This is a genomic window from Alteromonas sp. G5_S2_22_S1 (assembly GCF_054968525.1).
In genome coordinates, this window is record NZ_JBQKUJ010000014.1 from 88,950 (window position 1) to 109,236 (window position 20,287).

The 20,287-nt window shown below is 43.7% G+C and carries 27 protein-coding genes; 12 read left to right on the forward strand and 15 right to left on the reverse strand.

Features of this window, described 5'->3' with window-relative positions:
- The first annotated feature begins 220 nt into the window (after positions 1-220).
- From ACTRWF_RS14795 to ACTRWF_RS14810, 4 genes are read left to right on the forward strand one after another with little or no spacing between them, the layout of a single operon-like run.
- Positions 221-547: a zinc-ribbon domain-containing protein gene (locus tag ACTRWF_RS14795; RefSeq protein ID WP_012518779.1), complete on the forward strand. Its 327-nt coding sequence runs from the start codon at positions 221-223 to the stop codon at positions 545-547.
- The gene (locus ACTRWF_RS14800) at positions 548-841 is read left to right on the forward strand and encodes a YeaC family protein (protein WP_012518778.1); all 294 of its coding nucleotides are present in this window, start codon (positions 548-550) and stop codon (positions 839-841) included.
- Positions 831-3,737, forward strand: a complete 2,907-nt coding sequence (locus tag ACTRWF_RS14805) for a DUF349 domain-containing protein (RefSeq protein WP_462835773.1) — start codon at positions 831-833, stop codon at positions 3,735-3,737. Before ACTRWF_RS14800 ends, ACTRWF_RS14805 begins: the two co-directional genes overlap by 11 nt.
- The gene (locus ACTRWF_RS14810) at positions 3,738-3,956 is read left to right on the forward strand and encodes a hypothetical protein (RefSeq protein WP_012518776.1); all 219 of its coding nucleotides are present in this window, start codon (positions 3,738-3,740) and stop codon (positions 3,954-3,956) included.
- A 66-nt stretch (positions 3,957-4,022) separates the two neighbouring features.
- Here the strand turns inward: ACTRWF_RS14810 and ACTRWF_RS14815 are convergent, their stop codons facing one another.
- Both ACTRWF_RS14815 and ACTRWF_RS14820 read right to left on the reverse strand, forming a co-directional pair.
- Positions 4,023-4,217: a hypothetical protein gene (locus ACTRWF_RS14815; RefSeq protein WP_012518775.1), complete on the reverse strand. Its 195-nt coding sequence runs from the start codon at positions 4,215-4,217 to the stop codon at positions 4,023-4,025.
- A gap of 38 nt (positions 4,218-4,255) precedes the next feature.
- A complete protein-coding gene (locus tag ACTRWF_RS14820) occupies positions 4,256-4,432 on the reverse strand; it encodes a DUF1328 domain-containing protein (protein WP_012518774.1) in 177 nt (58 codons plus the stop codon).
- 256 nt (positions 4,433-4,688) lie between these two features.
- On the opposite strand from ACTRWF_RS14820, the gene yfbR reads away from it, so the two are divergent.
- A complete protein-coding gene (yfbR, locus tag ACTRWF_RS14825) occupies positions 4,689-5,342 on the forward strand; it encodes a 5'-deoxynucleotidase (RefSeq protein WP_012518773.1) in 654 nt (217 codons plus the stop codon).
- 35 nt (positions 5,343-5,377) lie between these two features.
- Here yfbR and ACTRWF_RS14830 read toward each other — a convergent pair whose 3' ends face one another.
- From ACTRWF_RS14830 to ACTRWF_RS14870, 9 genes are all read right to left on the reverse strand, one after another.
- Entirely contained in the window at positions 5,378-5,953 is a 576-nt protein-coding gene (locus tag ACTRWF_RS14830; protein ID WP_012518772.1) for a CC0125/CC1285 family lipoprotein, read from the reverse strand.
- Between the two features lie 26 nt (positions 5,954-5,979).
- Complete coding sequence (locus ACTRWF_RS14835; RefSeq protein WP_012518771.1) at positions 5,980-6,237, reverse strand: hypothetical protein; 258 nt, start codon at positions 6,235-6,237, stop codon at positions 5,980-5,982.
- A 59-nt stretch (positions 6,238-6,296) separates the two neighbouring features.
- Entirely contained in the window at positions 6,297-6,809 is a 513-nt protein-coding gene (locus ACTRWF_RS14840; protein WP_348680710.1) for a hypothetical protein, read from the reverse strand.
- A 3-nt stretch (positions 6,810-6,812) separates the two neighbouring features.
- Positions 6,813-7,142 (reverse strand): hypothetical protein, encoded by a 330-nt coding sequence (locus ACTRWF_RS14845; protein ID WP_012518769.1) that lies wholly within the window; start codon positions 7,140-7,142, stop codon positions 6,813-6,815.
- A 188-nt stretch (positions 7,143-7,330) separates the two neighbouring features.
- Complete coding sequence (locus tag ACTRWF_RS14850) at positions 7,331-9,439, reverse strand: response regulator (RefSeq protein WP_462835774.1); 2,109 nt, start codon at positions 9,437-9,439, stop codon at positions 7,331-7,333.
- Between the two features lie 12 nt (positions 9,440-9,451).
- Positions 9,452-9,904 carry a response regulator gene (locus tag ACTRWF_RS14855; protein WP_012518767.1) on the reverse strand — a complete coding sequence of 151 codons (453 nt, stop codon included), beginning with the start codon at positions 9,902-9,904 and terminating at the stop codon, positions 9,452-9,454.
- A complete protein-coding gene (locus ACTRWF_RS14860) occupies positions 9,894-11,405 on the reverse strand; it encodes an ATP-binding protein (RefSeq protein ID WP_462835775.1) in 1,512 nt (503 codons plus the stop codon). Before ACTRWF_RS14860 ends, ACTRWF_RS14855 begins: the two co-directional genes overlap by 11 nt.
- A 4-nt stretch (positions 11,406-11,409) precedes the next feature.
- Entirely contained in the window at positions 11,410-11,634 is a 225-nt protein-coding gene (locus ACTRWF_RS14865) for a hypothetical protein (RefSeq protein ID WP_012518765.1), read from the reverse strand.
- Positions 11,635-11,653: 19 nt separating this feature from the next.
- Positions 11,654-12,985 (reverse strand): sigma-54-dependent transcriptional regulator, encoded by a 1,332-nt coding sequence (locus tag ACTRWF_RS14870; RefSeq protein ID WP_012518764.1) that lies wholly within the window; start codon positions 12,983-12,985, stop codon positions 11,654-11,656.
- Between the two features lie 487 nt (positions 12,986-13,472).
- Here ACTRWF_RS14870 and ACTRWF_RS14875 point away from each other — a divergent pair, with 487 nt between their 5' ends.
- A complete protein-coding gene (locus tag ACTRWF_RS14875) occupies positions 13,473-14,078 on the forward strand; it encodes an exopolysaccharide biosynthesis protein (RefSeq protein WP_024016462.1) in 606 nt (201 codons plus the stop codon).
- Between the two features lie 22 nt (positions 14,079-14,100).
- On the opposite strand, the gene ACTRWF_RS14880 is transcribed toward ACTRWF_RS14875, so the two are convergent.
- On the reverse strand, positions 14,101-15,024 hold the full coding sequence (locus ACTRWF_RS14880) for a LysR substrate-binding domain-containing protein (RefSeq protein WP_462835776.1): 924 nt from the start codon (positions 15,022-15,024) through the stop codon (positions 14,101-14,103).
- Positions 15,025-15,075: 51 nt separating this feature from the next.
- Positions 15,076-15,429 carry a rhodanese-like domain-containing protein gene (locus ACTRWF_RS14885; RefSeq protein ID WP_012518761.1) on the reverse strand — a complete coding sequence of 118 codons (354 nt, stop codon included), beginning with the start codon at positions 15,427-15,429 and terminating at the stop codon, positions 15,076-15,078.
- A gap of 197 nt (positions 15,430-15,626) precedes the next feature.
- Between ACTRWF_RS14885 and ACTRWF_RS14890 the strand changes: the two genes are divergently transcribed.
- A complete protein-coding gene (locus ACTRWF_RS14890; RefSeq protein ID WP_015067442.1) occupies positions 15,627-15,938 on the forward strand; it encodes an ArsR/SmtB family transcription factor in 312 nt (103 codons plus the stop codon).
- Positions 15,939-16,031: 93 nt separating this feature from the next.
- Here the strand turns inward: ACTRWF_RS14890 and ACTRWF_RS14895 are convergent, their stop codons facing one another.
- Together ACTRWF_RS14895 and ACTRWF_RS14900 are read right to left on the reverse strand one after the other, a co-directional pair.
- Positions 16,032-16,781 (reverse strand): PRC-barrel domain-containing protein, encoded by a 750-nt coding sequence (locus ACTRWF_RS14895; protein ID WP_012518759.1) that lies wholly within the window; start codon positions 16,779-16,781, stop codon positions 16,032-16,034.
- Between the two features lie 195 nt (positions 16,782-16,976).
- The gene (locus ACTRWF_RS14900; protein WP_333970704.1) at positions 16,977-17,333 is read right to left on the reverse strand and encodes a MaoP family protein; all 357 of its coding nucleotides are present in this window, start codon (positions 17,331-17,333) and stop codon (positions 16,977-16,979) included.
- 401 nt (positions 17,334-17,734) lie between these two features.
- Between ACTRWF_RS14900 and ACTRWF_RS14905 the strand changes: the two genes are divergently transcribed.
- The 5 genes from ACTRWF_RS14905 to ACTRWF_RS14925 form a co-directional block, all read left to right on the forward strand.
- On the forward strand, positions 17,735-17,902 hold the full coding sequence (locus ACTRWF_RS14905) for a hypothetical protein (protein ID WP_015067440.1): 168 nt from the start codon (positions 17,735-17,737) through the stop codon (positions 17,900-17,902).
- Between the two features lie 126 nt (positions 17,903-18,028).
- A complete protein-coding gene (locus tag ACTRWF_RS14910) occupies positions 18,029-18,859 on the forward strand; it encodes a LysR family transcriptional regulator (protein ID WP_020746123.1) in 831 nt (276 codons plus the stop codon).
- Positions 18,860-18,932: 73 nt separating this feature from the next.
- Positions 18,933-19,283 carry a DUF2750 domain-containing protein gene (locus ACTRWF_RS14915; RefSeq protein WP_012519160.1) on the forward strand — a complete coding sequence of 117 codons (351 nt, stop codon included), beginning with the start codon at positions 18,933-18,935 and terminating at the stop codon, positions 19,281-19,283.
- A gap of 143 nt (positions 19,284-19,426) precedes the next feature.
- Entirely contained in the window at positions 19,427-19,660 is a 234-nt protein-coding gene (locus ACTRWF_RS14920) for a DUF2789 domain-containing protein (RefSeq protein WP_278384592.1), read from the forward strand.
- 68 nt (positions 19,661-19,728) lie between these two features.
- A partial coding sequence (locus tag ACTRWF_RS14925; RefSeq protein WP_462835777.1) for an MBL fold metallo-hydrolase occupies positions 19,729-20,287 on the forward strand: 559 nt, incomplete at its 3' end.

Consider the following 20,287-nt stretch of genomic DNA (forward strand, 5'->3'; position numbering starts at 1 on the left):
CAAAGGCAAAAACGGTAGGTCAACCCATTGAAATGCGCGGAAGTGTACTTTGTTCAAAAGTTAACACCCCGCGCATTTTTTGTTTTGCGGTTGTCAGCTTAATCAACATAATCGACTTCATTGTTGTGCTGAACTTAAGTATGATACCCGTCCGCGTATAAATGCTCAGCACAGATAGCGCGAGTATTTCCATTTCGCACCCAATCAATAGGAGCAACATATGGCATTAGTTGACTGTCCTTCGTGCAATAAAAAAACGTCTGATAAAGCCCAGACGTGCCCTCACTGCGGTTTTAAGATAGGCGATGCGACTTCCGAAGACATCGAGCGAAAGCAAAGCTTACAAAGATTTAAAAAGTTGCAGAGTATCCAGAACCAGTCACTCCTTGCTATGCTGATCTTCGTAGCAAGTTTTGGATTCATGTACTGGGGCGGAACGCGCCCTGGCGACTTGCAACATAACCTGGCTATTTTGGGCGCAGTGGTTGGCTTTGTATGGTACTTAGTAAACCGCGCGCGAATTGTATATATAAAGCGTTTTTCCTAAATGAATATAGAAGCACTTGTAGGCAGCATGACGCCAGAAATATATGAGCGTTTACGTCAAGCAGTTGAAACCGGAAAGTGGCCCGACGGTACGCCACTTAATGAAGAGCAAAAGGCTAGCAGTATGCAGGCCGTAATGCTTTATCAAGCGAAAATTGAAAAGTCCTCAGAGCACATGACTGTAGGGGAAAGCGGTGAAATTGTTCATAAAAGCAAAGCCGACTTTAAACGCTCGTTAAGTAACGAGCATGATGATAAAAATACTATAGCGCGGTTTAAACAGGATGATATTTAGTCGTATATTTACGCCTTCACACCAAAGCCCAAAACCAGAGAAACGCATTCAGGCAATTGAAAGTCTCTCTCCAGTTAAGGCACAAGAAAAAACAATTCTTCACGAATTAGCCTTCAATGACGAAGACAGTAATGTCAGTTTGGCTGCTCTTGAAAAGCTTAATAGCTTTGTTCTTTGGCTTAAAATGTCGCAAATTGCAAAGCAAACACGAGTAAAGAAAACCGCTGAAAAAAAGGTAAACGAAGCGCTCGTAGGGGAAGGCGACCTCTCACTTTCATCTCAGGAAAAGTTTTCGTTTTTAACCGAAACGGCCAGTGCTGACTTAGTGGTGCAGATGCTACCGCAAATGCTATCAAAAGACCCCGCGCTTTTATCAGACGATAGTCTTGCGAAAGCGTTAATCGAAAAAGTCGACAAGCCCTCGTTTACGCAATACGTATTTCTGGAAGGGGCGAGTGCGGGTTTACAAACCCAGCTCATCAATGCTCAAGATAAAATATCCGAGTTGCAGAAGCTGGCCAAAAAGGTCTCAGATAGCGAGTTACTTGCGCAGATTGATACGCGAGTAGCGGCGATAAAAGACGCTCAGCGCCGCCCCGTGGAGCTTAAAAAACAGCTTACGTTAGTGTTGTCTAAATACCAAGCGCTGCTCGATAAGTCTGACGTGCAATTCATCGATGAAAAACAGCGGGAATTCGACAGCGAGTTAACGGGATTATTTGCGCAACTTGATTTACTCACTCAGGACGAGCGCGCAGAGTATGACGAAAAACGCACCCGTATATCTGAACAGGTCGAGCGTTATTTACAACGTATTCGTCCGGCGTGGGAAGAGAAGCAGCAGGCCGCGCAGCTTGCCAATACGAAGGCTTTGTGCGAGCAACAGCTAACATACGCTAACGAGCAAGTATCTTGGCTATATAATAATCGTCTTTGTGAGGCTACGCTTGCCGATGTCGCCACGGTCAACGAAAGTGTACGCGGCGTAGAAGCGACGTTAGAACAGCTTTCTCGAATGGAAAGCGAAAACTCAAACGAGAAACGTATTGCAGAAATTAAGCGCGAAGTGGACGGGTTGAATGACCAACTAGAGCGGTTTTCAATGCAGCAGCAATATGGACAAAAGCTGCTTATTAAGCTGCAAACGTTAGAAGATATTGCCGCTAAAATTGTTGATGCTTCTCAAAACGATGTGAACGAAGATAGCGCTAGTGAAGGTCTAGCAGCAGAAAGTAATAACGTGGCCAGCCTTAACGGTGCTTTCATTGAAGCGCGAAACGATTATCAAGTGTTAAGCCGTGAATTAGCGACTATTCCAAAAGCGTTGATGAAGCGCTTTAACGCTGCGACTAAACGGGTGAACGCTAACGAGCGTGCGAAGAAATCGAAAGAAAGTGAGCAAGTGAAGCACGTTAGAAAGCAAATTAGCGTTATCGATAACCTTATCGGGCAGGGTAAGTTCCGCGTCGCTATTGCTAAGTTTACTAAGCTTGACGAAAGCTATCATGCGCTGCCTAGTAATGCGAAAAAGCAGGTCGAAAAACGTTTTGTAAAAACAGCTGAGGAGGTGTCGCATTTGGAAGGCTGGCAAGATTACCTTGCGGCGCCAAGAAAGCCCGCGTTGGTTGAAGAAGCCAAAGCGCTAGCCTCAACACAGGCCGACAATATAAAAGCACGAAGCGAAGCAATTAAATACTTGCGCAAGCAGTGGCTGTCGTTAACCCCCTCATCTACCAGTAATGGAAGTGACGATGGTGAAGACGCTGCATTACAGCAGCAGTTTGACGAAGCTCTTGAAAAAGCGTTTGAGCCTTGCCGAGAACATTATGCCAAGCTTGATGAGCAACGCGCTCAGGCTCGTGAAAAGCGTATGTCGATCATTGCAACTGTTAAGGCGATAGACATCAATACGCCTGAATCAGAGTTGGTAAAAGTGTTCGATAAAGCTGCGAAACAATGGCATAGCGCCGGTCAAGTTGAGCGCGAAATATACGAACCACTTAAACAAGAGTGGAAAGCGGTATCGTCGCCAATTCAAAGCAAAATACAGCAGTGGCAAAGTGGCAATCAAGCGCAAAAGCGCGCCTTGGTTGCACAGGCTCAGCAACTTGCTACGGAAGATGATGTGCATAGCGCTGCCGACAAATCACAGGGTTTACAGGCTCAGTGGAAGCAAATCGGGCATGCAGGCAAGCGAGAAGAAAGTAAGCTTTGGGCAGAGTTTAAAGCGGCAAATGACGCGGTTTTCGAGCGACTTAAGGCTGAGAGAAAAGTACAAAGTAACGCGTTTAATGCGCAAGTCGATGAGCTGCTTAGTAAAGTCGATAATATCGATATTAAGAGTGACAGCGCGGCTTTCGATGAGATAGTAAGCGAAATCAACGAACAACTTCGTGATTTACCTAAACCACAACGCAGTAAAGTGGAAAGAAAGTTAGAAGCCTTAGAGGCAAAACGTGTTTCGCTCGCGAAAAGCGCTCAATCTCAAGCTCGGGTACAAAAAGCACAAGCGCTTAGTTCATTACTTCTTCTTAACGTAGGGGAGGGCGGCACCGCTCGGGAAGGCGATGAAGAGACCTTACTTGAAACAGTGGGCAGACGGTGGTCAAGCCTTCTTAGGCAATCTGATGGTAATGCCAGCTGTCAGCACGATAGGCAGTGGCTAACGGTGGCGTTAGAAGTTGCTACAGATATGCCAAGTCCGGCCGCTGATGCATCAATACGTTCCAGCGTACAGTTACAAATGATGACGGCGAAGTTAGAACAAGGGCAAGCCGCTACAGCGCCCGATATTTTGGCCGATTGGCTATCCTTTGATGTGCTGTGTGAAAAGGACAAACACTTGGCGCAACGGGTTGTTGCGGTTATTGATGCGTACCCAGAGGTGGTGGCTTAAATGGAAAACGCGGTTGAATATCATTTCGAGACAGAAATGTCCGCTTATCGATTTTTAAACACGGTTAAACATATTGATGCTGAAGGGCTAAAAGTGAAATTTGGGCGGTCAGATCATCACGTAAGCGTTAAATATCGCTACGTGGTAGGCGTGTTCGATTCCACACTGTCCACTCTTGATGATTTAGCCAGGGAGTTAGGCGGTGAAGAGGTGGCGTAACCGTTAGCCTTAACACAAACTAAAAGGGCCAGACATATGTCTGGCCCTTTGGCGATAAAGTGCTGATTAACAGTCTTTATCTTCAGCTTCTACGCCTTCTTTCACATCTTCACACGCGTCTTCAACGGCGTTACCTGCGTCGGTAACCATCTCGTCTAGCTCTTCGCCTGCGTCTTCTGCTTCACCATCGCCACATGCGGCTAGTGATAAAGCAAATGCTGATGCTACTAGTACTTTTGATAGATTTTTAAATGAAAACATATCCTTACTCCTTTTTCCTACTAAAATAATTATTACTTTTAGGCTTTTGGTGCTCTGCCACGAAGCGCGTTAGCGATAAGTGAGATTACTAGCAGCGCGATAAACACAAAGAATAAAAACTGTGCTATACCTGTTGCTGCACCAGCGATGCCTCCAAAACCAAAAACTGCTGCAATAATGGCGATGATAAAAAATGTGATTGCCCAACCTAACATAACTAAATCCTCGTATTGCTTCCGTTACTTTCACTATGAATAATGCTAGCTTCGTGCCGAGTTTGTATGTTTATGATATATATGACTAAATTTTAATTTGACCAATGTTTGGTTTAGTTTATTTCCAATTATGGAAGTCACGATTACACGAAAAAATGCATTTTTTACAGGCTCGTGATCACCTATGGTATTAGCAGTGTGTTTGCTAAGGTGATAGGTTAGAAACGTCTAAGATGAAAGTGAAGGAAAAAAGTTTATGGCAGAAACACATTCTGCGTTTATCGGTCTTATGCAGCGCGCTCGCAATGTGAAACGGTGGCCGCTTATGGCACAATTCCAGGAAGAGATGTTATCGACCCACATATACGAAGCCTCCTTTGTGGCCCACATGCTTGGTGCGATAGCGTGCGATGTATTTAACGAAGACATCAACCCTGATAGGGTTGCGGCAATGGCTATCTTTCACGAGGGAAGTGAAATTGCAGGGATGAGTGATATACCTAGCCCGGTTAAATACCACGACCCGGAAACCACGGCTGCAATAAAAAAGCTAGAGCGTCGCTTTGAGCTAATGCTCATTAAGACTTTGCCCGAGGAATTACAGGCTAGATATATTCCGCTAATTGAGCAAAATAAAGATGACGATCACGTAACGCTAGCAAAAGCTGCCGATGTCTTATGCGCATATTTAAAGTGCGATTATGAACTGTCAAAATCAAATTCTGAGTTTTCTAACGCGATGAGAGAAATGGAAGTTCAGCTAAAGCGCTACCGCGAAAAGCTGCCCGCGGTAGACTATTTCTGTCAGGTCTTCTTAGAAGATGCAAAGGGTACGTTAGACGAGCAAACCAAGAGCCTAGAGTGGATAGAGCGCGCTAATACGCTTCACCTCACCTCAGATGACGCTTAGATGCCTAAAATGGAAAGGTCCGAGTATTTACCGGTTTAATTACTGCCTTTAGTCTCAAGCGGCTCAGCAAGCACTTCTTCTACAGTGAAGGCGTTTTTACCTAAGCTTGCCATATCATTTGCCATTTTAACGACGATGGTAAAATAAATATCGTTGATCTGTGTTTTTACCACGTCACTGGAATTAGGCACGGACATCGGCTGTGCCACTTCTTCACATCCGGACATGGTGCATTGTCTATCAATTTGAAATGCTGCCGGCTTTTCATTATTAGCCACAATTTCTCGTGCCAATACAGGCTTTTTATCTACGTTAGTTTTTACTATAGATAAATAGCTGTACCCCTGCTTTTGCGCAATTTGTGCAGCGCGATGGAGGGCGTATTGCTGAACTTTATCTGCAGGAGTTTTGTCTGTGGCCTTAAAGAGAACTTTGTATTCGCTGCCCGAAAGTTTCTCACTAGAGTATCCATAACCGGCTTTTGTGTTTGCCGATTTATAAGGGGTAGGCGCAGCGACTGGCGTCGATGAGCAACCTACTATTACAAGACTAAATGCTATACCAATACCAGCAAGCATCTTGCGACTTTTCGACGTAGGTTTTCCGGTCATCTCACGTACTCCTTAGATTATTTAGGTCATTGAAACAATGACAATAGCGCGGTTCTGCCTAGCGCCATCATGGCCTGATTGCGTTTTGCTTTAGGCTTAGCATCAACTGCACCTTTGTAACCGCCAAATGCAGCAATACCCAATAGCGTCTCGGGTTTGCCCATTAATAGCTTACATTGCCTTTTTGCTTGCGTAACTGCAACATCTGCATGATGCTTTTGCGAAAAGTAAGCATGCTCCTTTTCTGCGATGTCACGCATATTAGCCTTTAAAAAAATGTTCATCGTGGTTACCTTACGCTATTTTTGACAAAAAATATGAATTAGTTTGTAGCAAGGAGTAGCTAACCGAAAACTCGTCTCCACGTTTGTACAAGCCGGTGAAAGCTGATATACCCAAACGCGTTTTGGGCAAGTCTAAATAGTCCAAATGCTGTTAACACATTAATAGCCAATAGCACTAACGGTACTATCACGTAATGCACTCCCACACTGTGAAGAAAAGCGCCAATAGCGATGTTTAAGATAAGCCAGCAAACAGTTCCTACCGCAAAAGCAGCTAAGCAAGCGAATACCGTAACAAAAATACTCTTTTTTATGAGCATCAATTCACTGTTAGTCAGTTCTAAAAACGCGAACCCTTGTGCTTTTCTTTGAGAAAATGCTTCTTTAAGCGCAGATATGATGCTTGAGAAGGAAGGGTCGGGGTAGTTTTGCTCAGTAGTAGAATTTGATGATTTATTAGCGCTTGAATGTCTATCGGCGTTAAGCGTCGCCTGAGCGCCAGGAGGCGTCAGGCGAAACGGATTTTCTTCACACAATGAAAATTGTGCTTTGTGAAAATCAGGCACTGTCATCGGTTATTTCTTGCGAAGTAGTGAAGTTACCAACATGCCTGCGGCGAATGCAATACCCGCAGTGGTTACCGGGTTTTCTATGGCGTATTTACGTACTTTTGACGCTTGCCATTTTTGTTCTGCAAGGCGCTTTCGTGCCGACATATTTTCCGCAGAAGACGATGCTGTTTTACGAATGTTTTCTTCGGCGATACCGGCACTGTCTGCTAACTTGTCTACCGAAGAGTGAAGAGATTCTTTCAGTTGATCCGTTACTGGGTGGCTCGGCTCAGTTACGCCGTTAGTCGTACTCGTTTTTACCGTTTGCGATTTTGCTGATGCTTGTGTAGCCATAATACTCTCCTTAATATTTTGGGTTCAATATTAAGGGTGCAACCTGTATACCATTTATGTAAGCTATTGTTTTATTTGTTTTTTATGTATATATAGGGTTTGGGAAAAAGGAGAGGGTTTGCAAGTCTCACACGTTCGTTTGCAAACCCTTGTAATATTTTCTTAGTCTTTGCGCCATTGGATTCGATTTAACCTACTACGGAGGCCAAATCGTCTTTAGATACGGGTTTTAAAAGCGCACTATCTATGCCAATAGATGACATGGCATCGGTGTCTGCTTCGTGGCCGCTTACAATCGTTAGTACGGCATCAGGGAGTTTCTGTTTCAGTTCTGCGGCAAGGTCGTAGCCATTATAGTCAGGCAGGGTTAAATCCATCAGGATATGATCAAAATTCTGACCTTCTGCTGTGTTTAACGCGTCAGCCCCACAATACTCTGTGGTGACGGCGTGGCCTAAATGAGTGAGAAAAAGCTGTAGCAATTCAGCTGCGTCTTCGTCGTCTTCAATGACAAGAATGCGCTTATGTTTTGGCGCAGCCTCGCCATTTTCTGGGTGAGTATCGTTTGGCTTATTGTCCGAGCTTTGCACTGTTGTTTCACCTATGTACTCTAGATAGAGGTTACTTTTAGGCGTCTTGTTTTCTTCCGGTGCATAGGGCTTTTCCATTGGCATATCGGCGACTTGACTCTCTACATTAGTAAAGGTTACATAATTGCCTGGAGGCAAATATTGAGAAAGCAAATTTGCCAATGCAAAGCGGTCTATAGGTTTGCCTATAACATCGTTAAACCCTTCTCGAATTAGCGACTCCCGCAGGCCTTTACGGCTCGCGGCGGTGACAGCAATAACAGGAATATCTTGCCCGTGCCGGCGGATAGCGTGGAGGGCTTCAATACCGTTCATTACGGGCATATGAATATCCATAAGAACCAAATCGAAAGGTTGATTGTGTTCATCAGCTTCTAATACGGCTTCCAGCGCTTTTACGCCATTTTCAGCGTAGCTTATGTCAGCTTGTGACTGACTGACAAGGTGCCCCGTTAGTCTGCGTATCTCTCTAAGGTCATCTACAATTAGCACTCTACCTGTAACGCACAGGTCAATGCTGCTCGACTCCACCGGTTGAATTTGACCGAGCTGTAAGTCAACCAGTGGTTGTGAAGATAGCTCACCGGGATTTATATCAAAGGTAAACGTACTTCCTTCGCCAAGTCGAGAAGTAACCGCAATATCCCCGCCCAACTTAGAAACTAACTCATTACAGATTGCAAGCCCTAACCCTGCACCTCCGTGATTGGCACGCATAACATCTTCAATTTGTTCAAAGGGCTGGAAGATATTTTTCAATTTATCTGGCGCCATGCCAATACCTGTATCATCAACGGAAAACCTGAGTAGAGGAGGGGAGCCATCCTGAGGCGTGTATTCATCTAGTTCGATGGTTAACGTTATACTTCCTTTATCAGTGAACTTTACGGCATTCGATATTAAGTTCAGCAGTACCTGACGCAGGCGCGTTGGGTCGGTTTGGATAAACTCTGGAATTTTGGTTTTTGACACAACGTTAAGGCTCAGACCCTTATCTTTGGCATTAAGCCGCATCAACGAATGAATATCGGTTAAAAAGGCTGATAAATTAACGTCTTGAATATTAAGCTCAAGCTTTTCCGCCATAATACGGGACATATCAAGTAAATCATTTAGCAGGCTTAACAAGTGTTTTCCGTTTGAGTGGATAATCGATAGCTCCTGTTGAAAAGCGCTGTTGCGCGCGTCATCAATAAGGAGCTCTGTGTACCCTAAAATGGAGGTTAGCGGTGTTCGAAGTTCGTGGCCTAAGTGGGCAAGAAACTTGTCTTTCGCCCTGTTCTTCTGCTCGACTTTATTACGTTCAATGCGTTCGTTTTCAATATCGCGGCGCACCATCGCGTAGCGAATAGTACGCATAAAACGAGGCGTTTCTATTTCTGATTTTTGAAGATAGTCTGCAGCACCAGCACGCATAACCATTTCATCAACCGCTGAGTCAGACTGGCCAGTGAGGATCACCACGGGTAAGCTAATTTGATTAGATTTCAAAAGCCCTAGCACGTCGATGGCATTTTCAGCACCCAACAAATAATCTAGCAAGCACAAATCAAAATTATTAGTTTTGAGTGCCTCTACGGCATCTAGACTATTAGTCACCCAGGTTAGTTCAAACGAAGGTGACTCACATTGTGCTAGATAATCAGAGGTTAAGAAGTAATCATCTTCATCATCCTCTACTAACAGAATTTTTATAACCTCTGTCATCTAGTACTCCAATTATTCGCTTGGTAACTCAACGAACTCAATCCAATAGCGTCCGAGGGCCCGCATTAATTCCACCAAACCTTCGAAGTTTACGGGTTTGGTAATGTAAGAAGCACACCCTAGGTCATACCCGCGAAGCATATCCTCTTCTTCTTTCGACGTTGTCAAAATAACAACAGGAATGCTGCGCAACTTCGGATCGTTCTTTAATTCTTGAAGTGCTTCGCGACCATCTTTTCTAGGCATGTTTAAATCGAGCAGAATTAGGCTTGGTCGCGGCGCAGAAGCTGGGTCTGTATATTTGCCCTCATGGCGCAAGAATTCTAAAAGCTCAACGCCGTCTTCAACGCAAAACAAATTGTTTAATACTCTGCTTTCTGCAAGCGCATCGACAGTGAGTAGACGGTCATCCTCGTCATCATCTGCCATTAATATATTGATTGGTTGGGTTTGTTTACGCGTCATTGTGTGTATCTCCATTATTATTGTTTGAAAAAGGATCGCTATCTTTAGGCATAATCATCAAGAACGTTGCCCCTTCCCCGGGGGTGCTTTTCGCGGTTATGTGGCCATTGTGTCGTTCAACAATGCGTCGGCAAACGGCAAGTCCAATGCCGGTACCTTTGTACTCACTTCTACCATGCAGACGCTGAAAAGGAGCAAATATTTTTTCTGCAAAAGACTGTTCGAAACCAATACCGTTGTCAGATATCGCTATTTTTATCCATTCGTTTTCCTCATGCATCAATATATCTTTCAAATCTTCTTCCGTCGCATCAGTAACGGTTATATTGACGATGGGCACCACGCTTTCGCTTTGAAATTTAAGCGCATTAGAGATGAGGTTCAAAAAGAGCTGTTCGAGTTGGGACTTGTCCCCTCGAATTGTTGGCATTTCGCAAACGTTTATCTGCGCCGACTTTTCTTCAATGGCTATCTCTAAATCTCCAAGTACGCTTTTTATAACCCGATCTAGGTTAACTTCTTCAAACTCTCTACCTCGGGTTGATACTCGAGAAAAAGCCAGAAGATCAGAGATAAGCATAGACATACGCTCAGCCGCATTAAGCATGCGAGCAAGGTAATCTTTGCCCCTCTCGTCAATCACGTCGTTGTAGCCGGATTCTAACCTATTGCCGAACGCCCTGATTTTTCGCAGCGGCTCCTGAAGATCGTGAGAGGCGACAAAAGCGAAGTCTTCAAGCTCTCTGTTACTTCTGGCAAGTTCGTCAGAGTAAACGCTGAGTTCCTGAGTACGCTCTACAATCCGCGACTCCAAATCTTCATTTACAGACTCAAGGTCAGCTTGATACCTTTCATGCTCACGGGAGTTAATTTTTAATAATAAAAATACGGTGATTATGAGAAGAAGCGTTGTCGCTGATGAAATAATCAGCGTATTTACAGAATCACGTCTTAAACTCATCAAGTTGGCAAGGTGTGTTCCCTGCATATCTCTTTCTGAGTTGTGAATATCATTAAATACGGTTTCAAAACGCCGATAAAGGGCAATGCCTTTATCACTATTTAATGATTCTATGGCTTGTTGTTCATTGCCTTCTTTTATGAGTTCAACAACTCGAATCACCTCATTGACTTTCGCTTTAGTAAGGTCGAGTAGCTCTTCAATCCTAACGGATTGGTCATCGATATCGGAAGAAAAAGAGCTGACTTCGACTTCGCTCATCAGTTCGCCAATAACACTTAACGATTCGCTGTAGTCCGTCAGGTATTTTTCATCGTCTGTTAACATATAGCCACGTTGTCCAGACTCTACGCGCAAAACGGCTACGTGTAGCCTGTTTATGGCATTAATAACACGGTTTGTAGTAAACAATCTGGCTTCAAGCGCAGAGAGGTCATTTAGTGTGCTTACCACATAAAATGAATTTGCCGTTATCACAACGATAACAAGCACAACGATAACAATCCAACTGTATATCGAAGACAATACTTTAGAAATCATCTATTTATTCCGAAACATTTTCGCCCAGTTCTGAAGTCATTTCAGTCAGGGTGTGGCTGCAGTCTTTTGCGCTGCTTATTATTTTATCCAATGCCGTTAACGCCTTTTCAGGCGGAACGTCTCCGTTTAATGCCATTTTTACTAGCTCAGCTTGCATCGAAATCCTGTTCAGCGGCTTACGCGCGTCGTGAACAAAAACACTAAGTTGAGAAAACTCGTCGCTAGTCATACTGAATACCTCATTGTTTTTATTCGTCTTTACTTAAGTCACCATATGCGTGAAGGCGGTTATAGAGGGTCTTAGTACTGATCCCCAGCATTTCAGCAGCCGTTGTTTTATTGCCGTTGACCTTTTCTAGCGTGGCGTAAATAAGCTCTTTCTCAACGTCTTCAATGGTGCGTCCTGCCTGAAGTGCCGGTGTCGTACTTTGCTTTTGAGCGAAAGGCGATTCAATGGTTTTTGGTAACTCTATTTCACTTTTTTCGGGGTCACTCATGATAGCTGCACGATGCACAAAGTGTCTTAATTCACGAACATTGCCCGGCCAATCGTAGGCTTGAAGTGTATCAAGTTGAGCGTCTTCCCACCTAAAGTTAGAGCCATTATCCTTATTAAATTCAGCGATGAACGTTTTAGCTAACAAAGGAATATCTTCTTTGCGCTCTCTTAGTGGGGGGATAGTGATAGGAAAAACGGCAAGCCTAAAATATATATCCTCGCGCAGCACTTTACTTTGCGCAATCTCTTCCATTGTCCGGTTTGTTGCAGATACAACGCGACAATTAACGGGGATAGTTTTAGTGCCGCCAACGCGAAGCACGACCTTGTTTTCTAAAACGCGAAGCAGGTTTGGCTGCATATCTATGGGCATTTCAGTAATTTCATCCAGAAAGAGTGTTCCCCCCTCGGCTTGTTCGAATACCCCTTCTTTTCGACCCACAGCGCCAGTGAATGCGCCCTTTTCATGACCGAACAGTTCACTACCAATGAGTTCTTTAGAAAAGGCACCACAGTTTGTGGCAATGTAGGGGCCTTCACTTTCTGAAGCGCGATGAATGGCGGCGGCGACCACCTCTTTACCCACGCCACTTTCACCGAGCAGCATGACATTTGCGCTTGTTTTACTTACACGAGAAATTAACTTATAAAGCTCTTTCATTATCGGTGACTCACCGATAAGCAAATCGAAATGTTTTTCTATCTTCTCTTCTTTAGGCGCTTTTTGTTTGTTTTTCTGACTTAAAACCGCCTCAATTTCTTCTCGTTGTATAGGTTTAACGAGATAGTCAACCGTAGGCCCACACAGCCCTTTAATAACGCTTTTGACAGAAGGGTGGCCGGTTATAAGGGTAACTCTTGGTCTTTTAGGAAGCGCGTCTAGTTCATTAAATAAATGCGCGCCACTACCATCTGGTAGCATAAAATCGAGTAATACGTGGTCGAAGGTTTCTTTTTCTAACCAGTCTCGGGCTTCTTTTAATGTTCCTGCGGTAAGCACTTCATGACCCAAGAATTCAATAATGGTACAGGCAACTTCTGTGAACTCAGCGTCGTCATCAACTAAAAGTACGGTTAGCACGTGGATGTCCCTCTCTTTAGATTCCTATTCGGAAAAATTCGGAATAAAAACAATGTTATAGTTTTATCATAATTTAACAGTCTTTGGGTATCAAAGCGCAAGTTTCGACTATTTTGATATCCAAAAAGTGTGTTAATTGGTTTTTCAAAACGAAATAGCTAACGCACTTATCAATGACAAGGTTTTTATAACCATTTCACGACTTTATTTGTCATTAGCGTTCGTAAATATTTCCCCTTGTTATTACAAATTTACTCTGTAACAACTCTGTCGTTTTTACAAAAATTGCAAAAACTATTCCTACACGCGCAAAAAGGGCCGTTAATCGTCCAATGGCATATTTTTCGCACAACAAGGGGCTATTAACTTCTTTTTACATACAGCCCACCTTATATAGGCCAATTGGGTTCGGCTGCCGTTTTATAGATAAGGATTGTGCTTAACCGCTTGGCGGACGATTCGAGTTGTTAAATCAAAGGAATTGAATATGTTAGGAAAAACAGCTGAAAGATCAATGACCTTGTATGAGCTGCTTGGGAAAATGCAACCCCATGCGAGGCGGGACGAGTTTCTTTTTGCTGACTTCTGGACCGTAATGGAAAAGCGCGGGTTTGGGCCAATGCTTGCTTTGCCGTCGTTTATCGCCTGTACACCCATTGGCGCCATTCCAGGCATCCCATCTTTAGCGGGTGCGACGATATTACTCATCGCTTTGCAAATATTACTCGGTCGTCGTCACCCTTGGCTACCGGAAAGGGTAATGGAGTTAACATGTGATGCCGACCAACTTAGATACATCGTTGAAAAGGTCAAACCGCTCGCGGTGCGCGTGGACAGGTTTTTAGTTCCGCGTTGGTTTTTCATGCGCCAGCCAGTTGTTCGCTCATTCATTGCGTTGAATTGCGTGGCATGCGGTCTTGTGATGATTCCTTTAGAGCTCATTCCTTTTATGGGGCTAATCCCTGCTTCTGCCGTATTTATTATGGCAATAGGAATGGCCACCGATGACGGGGCAGTGGCACTTGTCGGTGTTTCAATTTCGTTATTTGGCTTTGTCTTGGGGTCTGAACGACTCGCTGCCCTAATCGTCTAAACCATTTGAACGCGTAAGTTCTCTAATCTTTGCATTCGTCCATAATAAAGTCCGAAGAGGGCAGGTTCATCGTTTGATACCTGAGCTCTCCAATGAACGCGCGAGCAGCGGGGCCTAAGGTATCACCATCTTCAAACGACAAATACAGTAATGCTTTTCTTAGCGCGGCATTATTGTCTAAGGGGAGTGGTTGCAAAGTACCGCTTTCTAGCTCTTCTTTAATAATAGCAATTGGTAACCATGCAAATCCTAATCCTTGGGCAATGATATCCAGTGATGTTCTTACATGGCTTACTGTCCAGCGCTGTTCGGCGCCTAGCCACCCAATATCTGCCTTTCGCTCGGCAGAGGAGTCGCGCACTACTATTTGCCTATGTGCCTTTAAATCTTCAAGGGTGAGTGTTCGGTTTAACTGATGTAGCGGGTGGTCTACATGGGCAACAGCGGCAAACTCAATTTCACAAAGGTCTTCGCTGAACCCATTAGGCAACACGAAAGGGGATATCCCTAAATCTACTTTCCCACTACTTAGCAGTGAATTAGCGCCACTTAATACGGTTTCCTCTATCTCAATACGCAACTGGGGAAATTCGGAAGAGACTTTAGCGAGAACGTTGTATAACAGCTCAGAGGGAAAGATTATGTCCACCGCTATACGTAGTGTTGTTTCTGTTCCGGCCTGTAGGCTATCAGCCACCGCTTCCAGTTTATGGGCTTCACTAAGCAGAAAAGAGGCACGGCGGTACATAAGTTCACCCTGTGGAGAAAGCTTTACTTTGCGGCCTATATTTTCAAATAAAGTAACCCCAATCGCGTTTTCTAGCTTTTGTACTGCGTGGTGAACGCTTGATTGACTTTTATGTACTTCTGCAGCGGCTTGATTAAAGCCGCCTGCATCTACAACGGCTTTAAACATACGCCACTGTTCTAGTGTGGATTTAAGCATAAAACGCCTTTTGACTTCGTTTAGCGTCTCTTATAGCACATACGGCTTTACTTAGTCATTTGTGCTGGCTTGATTAATTGTAGGTACAGAACACGTGATAACCGACACATTCTCATAACCCATCTTTAATAGCTGTTCTGCTGCGAGCGTAGCACGCACGCCAGACGCACAGTGAATATAAAGAGGCGTGGAAGCATCGCTAAAGTGTTCCAATGCCTTCATTTCTAAAACGCCACGCGGGATATGAAGGGCGCAAGGGACGGGCTCTTTGCTGACCTCTGCTGCTTCCCTAACATCAATAAGCGTACCCCCATTATTTTTTTGCTCACTGACGGCTTGTTCTGCCGTTATTGTTCTTATGTCCAGGTCGATATTTTCTAGCCGTTTCTTGATATCAATTAGCATTATATTTCCTTTAAAAATCGCTTTCGCTGAAACTGAGGTATAAATAAGATAAAACCAATATTCATAGGGTAGCACTACAAAATTTCATAAAATACGGGAATTCATCGCATAAAATGGCAAGTCGGCAAATTGTCTTATACTTTAGTATAGTAAATGGATAAATTGACGTTGAAATACTTTACAGATAGAGAGTGCTTATGTCCGAGGATATGGTGATAGGTTCAGATGATATAATGGAACATGCGGTGGAGGCTGAGATCTTCCTTAAGCAATTTGCGAACAAAACACGCCTTATGGTGCTTTGCTCGCTATTAAAGGAGGAGAAATCGGTTACCGAGCTGCTAGAGGTCGTTAGCGTATCACAACCTGTAATTTCACAACATCTTGCCCTACTGCGAGAATCAAAAATGGTGGCCACGAGAAGGGAAGGTCAAACCATTTATTATCGATTAGCTGACGAACGTGTTAAACGTTTAATTGCGTTAATGTACGAATTTTTCTGCGAGTAGTGTTTTTCGTTTTTCTTCCTTTCTAAAGTGCAATGTCCGCCTTAGCAAACGGACATTGCATTATCTATCAGCATGAAATTTTCTCGTTAGTCCTTAACGCGTTTCACTATTTATTTGTGCGCATAATGTAGGAATATAAGATTCTTCAGTAATTTTATCACTGTCTACTTCTGGTCGATTAATTAGCTCGTCATGGCTTAGCTTAACGCTGACGCAGTGTGCAGCCCAGTCGATTTTATCTACATCGGTCGGTAGAAGAGCAAGGTGTTTTCCGCCTGGAAGCCAATTATTGGTATCTACAACCAGCAGTACAATTTCCCAGCTTCGCGTATCAATAATAAAGTTACTGATGTGGCCGACATTATCAGTGGTTGTAGCCACCTCGTATCCGCCCACCTCGGCAACAGCACGCAGATGATTCGTGGATTTTTTAGGGTGGACCGTGTCTGATTCCTCAGCGTGCTGTAATTCAACTAACTCATCGGGATGAGCAAACTCCCCCCAAGCTCCTGGTCCTATCCAATAATAGCCATACCCGAAGTATTTGAAGAGATTCTCCTCATATTCACGAGATACAGGTTTATGCTCATCAATAGACGGACTGTTTTTAAGAGTATCAACCGTCATGTTTATTTGAATGGACTCCTCCTCGGCTTCCAAACCTGTCACAGAGATAGGAGATATCACAACCTTGCGGCTAAGTGGAAGCCAGGTGTTTGTATCTGCAACCAAATAGCGTACGGTAAAGGTCTCGTCATCAAAAAGGATATCGCGGATGCCGCCCACTTTGTCATCCACGGCGTGAATGGAAAAGTGAGTAAGCTGTTTTGAACTAATGATCATCGTTGCGCCTCCTTTGCTTGGGCTCGTTATTCAAAGCGATATTAACAAGTAAATTGGCATCGCTTTGTATTAGTCTAAGTGTAGACAGTCCTTAACGTTTCTTCATTTTGTTCTTGCCAAAAGTTGATTGAGATCATTTCGAGTCGTAAAACAAAAAAGCTCGCCGAAGCGAGCTTTATTAAGAGGGTGGAATGATTATGCTACATCGAATTCATCGTCGGAAAAGTCGTCGTCATAATCCGATTGATTACTCGCGCTGCTGTGAAGCGTATAAAAGTGCTTCTTGCCTCTTGCTAACCGGACATACTTCGCCCACGCCTTTTCTAGGTTGTTACTTGCTTCAACCTTGCCGCTAATGAAGTCAACAAAATGCGTTTCATCGTCGTTTTGTGGTGTAAGTTCACCCGTTTCTAATTGCAGTAACGTTTTACCGTATTGAGTAAGAAGATCTGCTTCTGCAATGCTAAAGTCACCTGATTTGCGAAATCCATAGGGAAATTTTTGACGGTCAATATAAGGTTTTGCTGATGGTCGAATAGCTAAACGTTTCATGATGTACCCAACGTAATGTTTTGTTCAGCGCACTTTTATGACAATTAAAAACGAAGATAAAACAAAAGATTTTTCTCTTATCAATAAAAAATTTTTAACGGTTTAAAAAGTAACAAAAAAATCAAAATGTAGCTTGCTTTTTGAGCAGTTGCTCGACAACGAGAAAGGGGCGCTGTTATTGCTTTAACTACTTGTAAAATAGCAATAAAAATTATTTTTATAGGGTTTTATAACTTCCGCGCTTACGGTGCACCATAGTACAGCTAACTGGCAGAAACATAGTTTTAAGCCAATCAAAGCGTGAATCATCAAAAATTATTATCGCTACGATGATTAAAATTCGTTTTTCATTTTATGGCTTAGGATAATAATTAAGGCGTGTTAACTACCTAGAGAATGCAATGAGCAAAGACTATCGTTACCAGCGTGAAGAATGGGACTCGGTAGAAGACGAAGGTTTTCACGCTAAAAAGCCAAATGCTAAACGTCATAGCGATGTGAAGGCAAAGCAAAAGCGTGACCTGCAACGTCGTGATAAACAGCGTCGCCTGCACCAAGAAGAGTATTAATTCATCGAGTTGGTGAAATTTTAATAAAGCGTACCGTTACATGCGGTACGCTTCTGTGCTTTTGTGTTTACTTGCCGTATTATCTGTGTCAACTTAGTTTTACTTTGATTTGGTTGTACAACAAGCATGGATATACGCTTTCTCACCACGTTTATAGAAGTGGCAAAAACCCGTCACTTTGGTAAAGCCGCAGAGAATCTTTACCTCACTCAGTCTGCCGTAAGCGCTCGCATAAAGTTACTTGAAGAGTATTTTCATACCACGTTGTTCATAAGGCAAAGAAATAGTATCCAGCTTACTCAATCGGGCGAAAAATTATTGCCCTACGCTCGACAGCTTTGCGCGACGCTAAACGAGGCAAAACAAGAGCTACAAATTCAGTCATCTGAATATGTTGTGTGCGGCGCCACACAACTAGCGAGCGAGTTATTATTACCCCAAATGTTAAGTCACTTGCACAGTACATTTCCCGATTGGTCAGTGAAAGCCGAAGTGCTTACGCTCGATAGCTTGTCCAGACAACTTCATGAGCGTGTAACCGATCTTTCTTTTTCCACCGAACCGCTTAAGTCAGAAGAAGTAAACAGTGAGGTTTTACTAGAACAAGAGTTAGCGCTTTATCGCATTGGAGAGACATCCGATACCATTGATGCGGCAGACTTTGTGGCTATTGATTGGGGAACCAAAGCAAGAGATTGGTTACTGACAGCTTACCCTCAACTGCGCGACGCCAAGTTGAGAACAAATTCACTTAATCTTGCACTAAACAATTTGCAAAGCGAGGGGGGCGTAGCTGTTTTGCCAATCCACGTTGAAAAGCAGTTACCGCAACATATAAAGGTGACGAAAATAAAGGCAGTAGAAAACGTATCGCTAAAAGTATACGTACATAGCATGAAGCAAGTGAGACGCGTAGGTTTAGCTGAAATTATTGACAGCGTATCTACCGCGTACTAACTGCGACCAGTAAACGAAATTTGCATGATGTGCCTATCGCGCCTGCAAAAGACAGAATTTAAGTGAGAACCTTATGTCACAATTACACCCATTATTAGAAAAAAATGCCTTTCAACGCCTAGAAGCGAGCTTAGCTACAATAAAAGCCGAAGAAAAATTATTCATTTTAAAAGATGAGCATGGCTGCGTGATGCTGACAACCGATGAAGAAGACGGCGTACCTGTATGGCCTGACGCTGAGCTAGCACTACTGTGGGCCACTGAAGATTGGGCTCACTGCGAGGCTATGGAGTTAACCACACAGGAATTTTTAACGAAATGGGTACCAGGAATGACGCAAGATGAGCTAATGGTTATAGTATGTCCGGTACCTGCAGAAGAAGGTGAGGTGATTACACCTGAAGAGTTCGCAGAGTATTTATAGCGTGTGATCTTAGAGGCTTTTGCTTCGGTAAACATTAAGCAGGGAGTGTAAGGCTGCTTTATTATGGAAATTTGAACACCGGTTTAAATACGCCAGCGACGCTTAATAAGTACTCCCTATCTCTATAGTATCAAGGAGGCGTTATGTTTACCGAGCAACCCACAATGAATAGCTTGTTTAGTCAACTTGGCTTAGGTAGTTCAGATGAAGAAATTACCGAGTTTTTCGAGACACATCGCGGTCTAAACAAGAGCCAACATCTTCACGAAGCCCCTTACTGGAATGAGAGCCAAGCTGCTTTCTTAAAAGACGCCATTGTTGAAGATGCCGCTTGGGCCGAAGTCATTGATCAACTTAACATAGAGCTTCACGAGTAGCGGTGGCCCTGTAAACCGGTTTTCGATCTCTTTACTTCGCTTTATTTTAATCAAAGGTAATATCAATTTTGTTGCACCCAACTATTGACGACTTGTGGTTTGTCCCCTTAGGGGGCACTGGCGAAATAGGGATGAATCTCAACTTGTACGGCCACAACGGCCGTTGGTTAATGGTGGACTGCGGTGTATCGTTTGACGAGCCTCTCGTTCCAGACTATAAAAAGGGCAGCAATATTGGTTCCACTGAATCTAAAGGTGCAACACATCGGGTGGTTGCGCCAGACCCTTCCTTTATTGCAAATCAAAAAGACGCGTTAGCGGGGATTGTTATCACTCATGCTCACGAAGATCACGTGGGCGCTATTCCTTACTTGTGGGAAAGGTTTAAAACGCCGATTTATACAACGTCGTTTACCGCTGAGGTACTAAGGCGCAAGCTGGCAAGAAGTAAATTGGCAAATCGGGTGCCGATAATAGAAGTAGATGCAGGTGATACCCTTCAAATTGGGCCTTTTAGCGTTAACTGGCTTGCCATTACTCATTCGTTGCCTGAACCATTTGCCCTTAAAATTGCGACGCCGGTAGGTACTGTCCTTCATACCGCAGATTGGAAAATTGATGCTAACC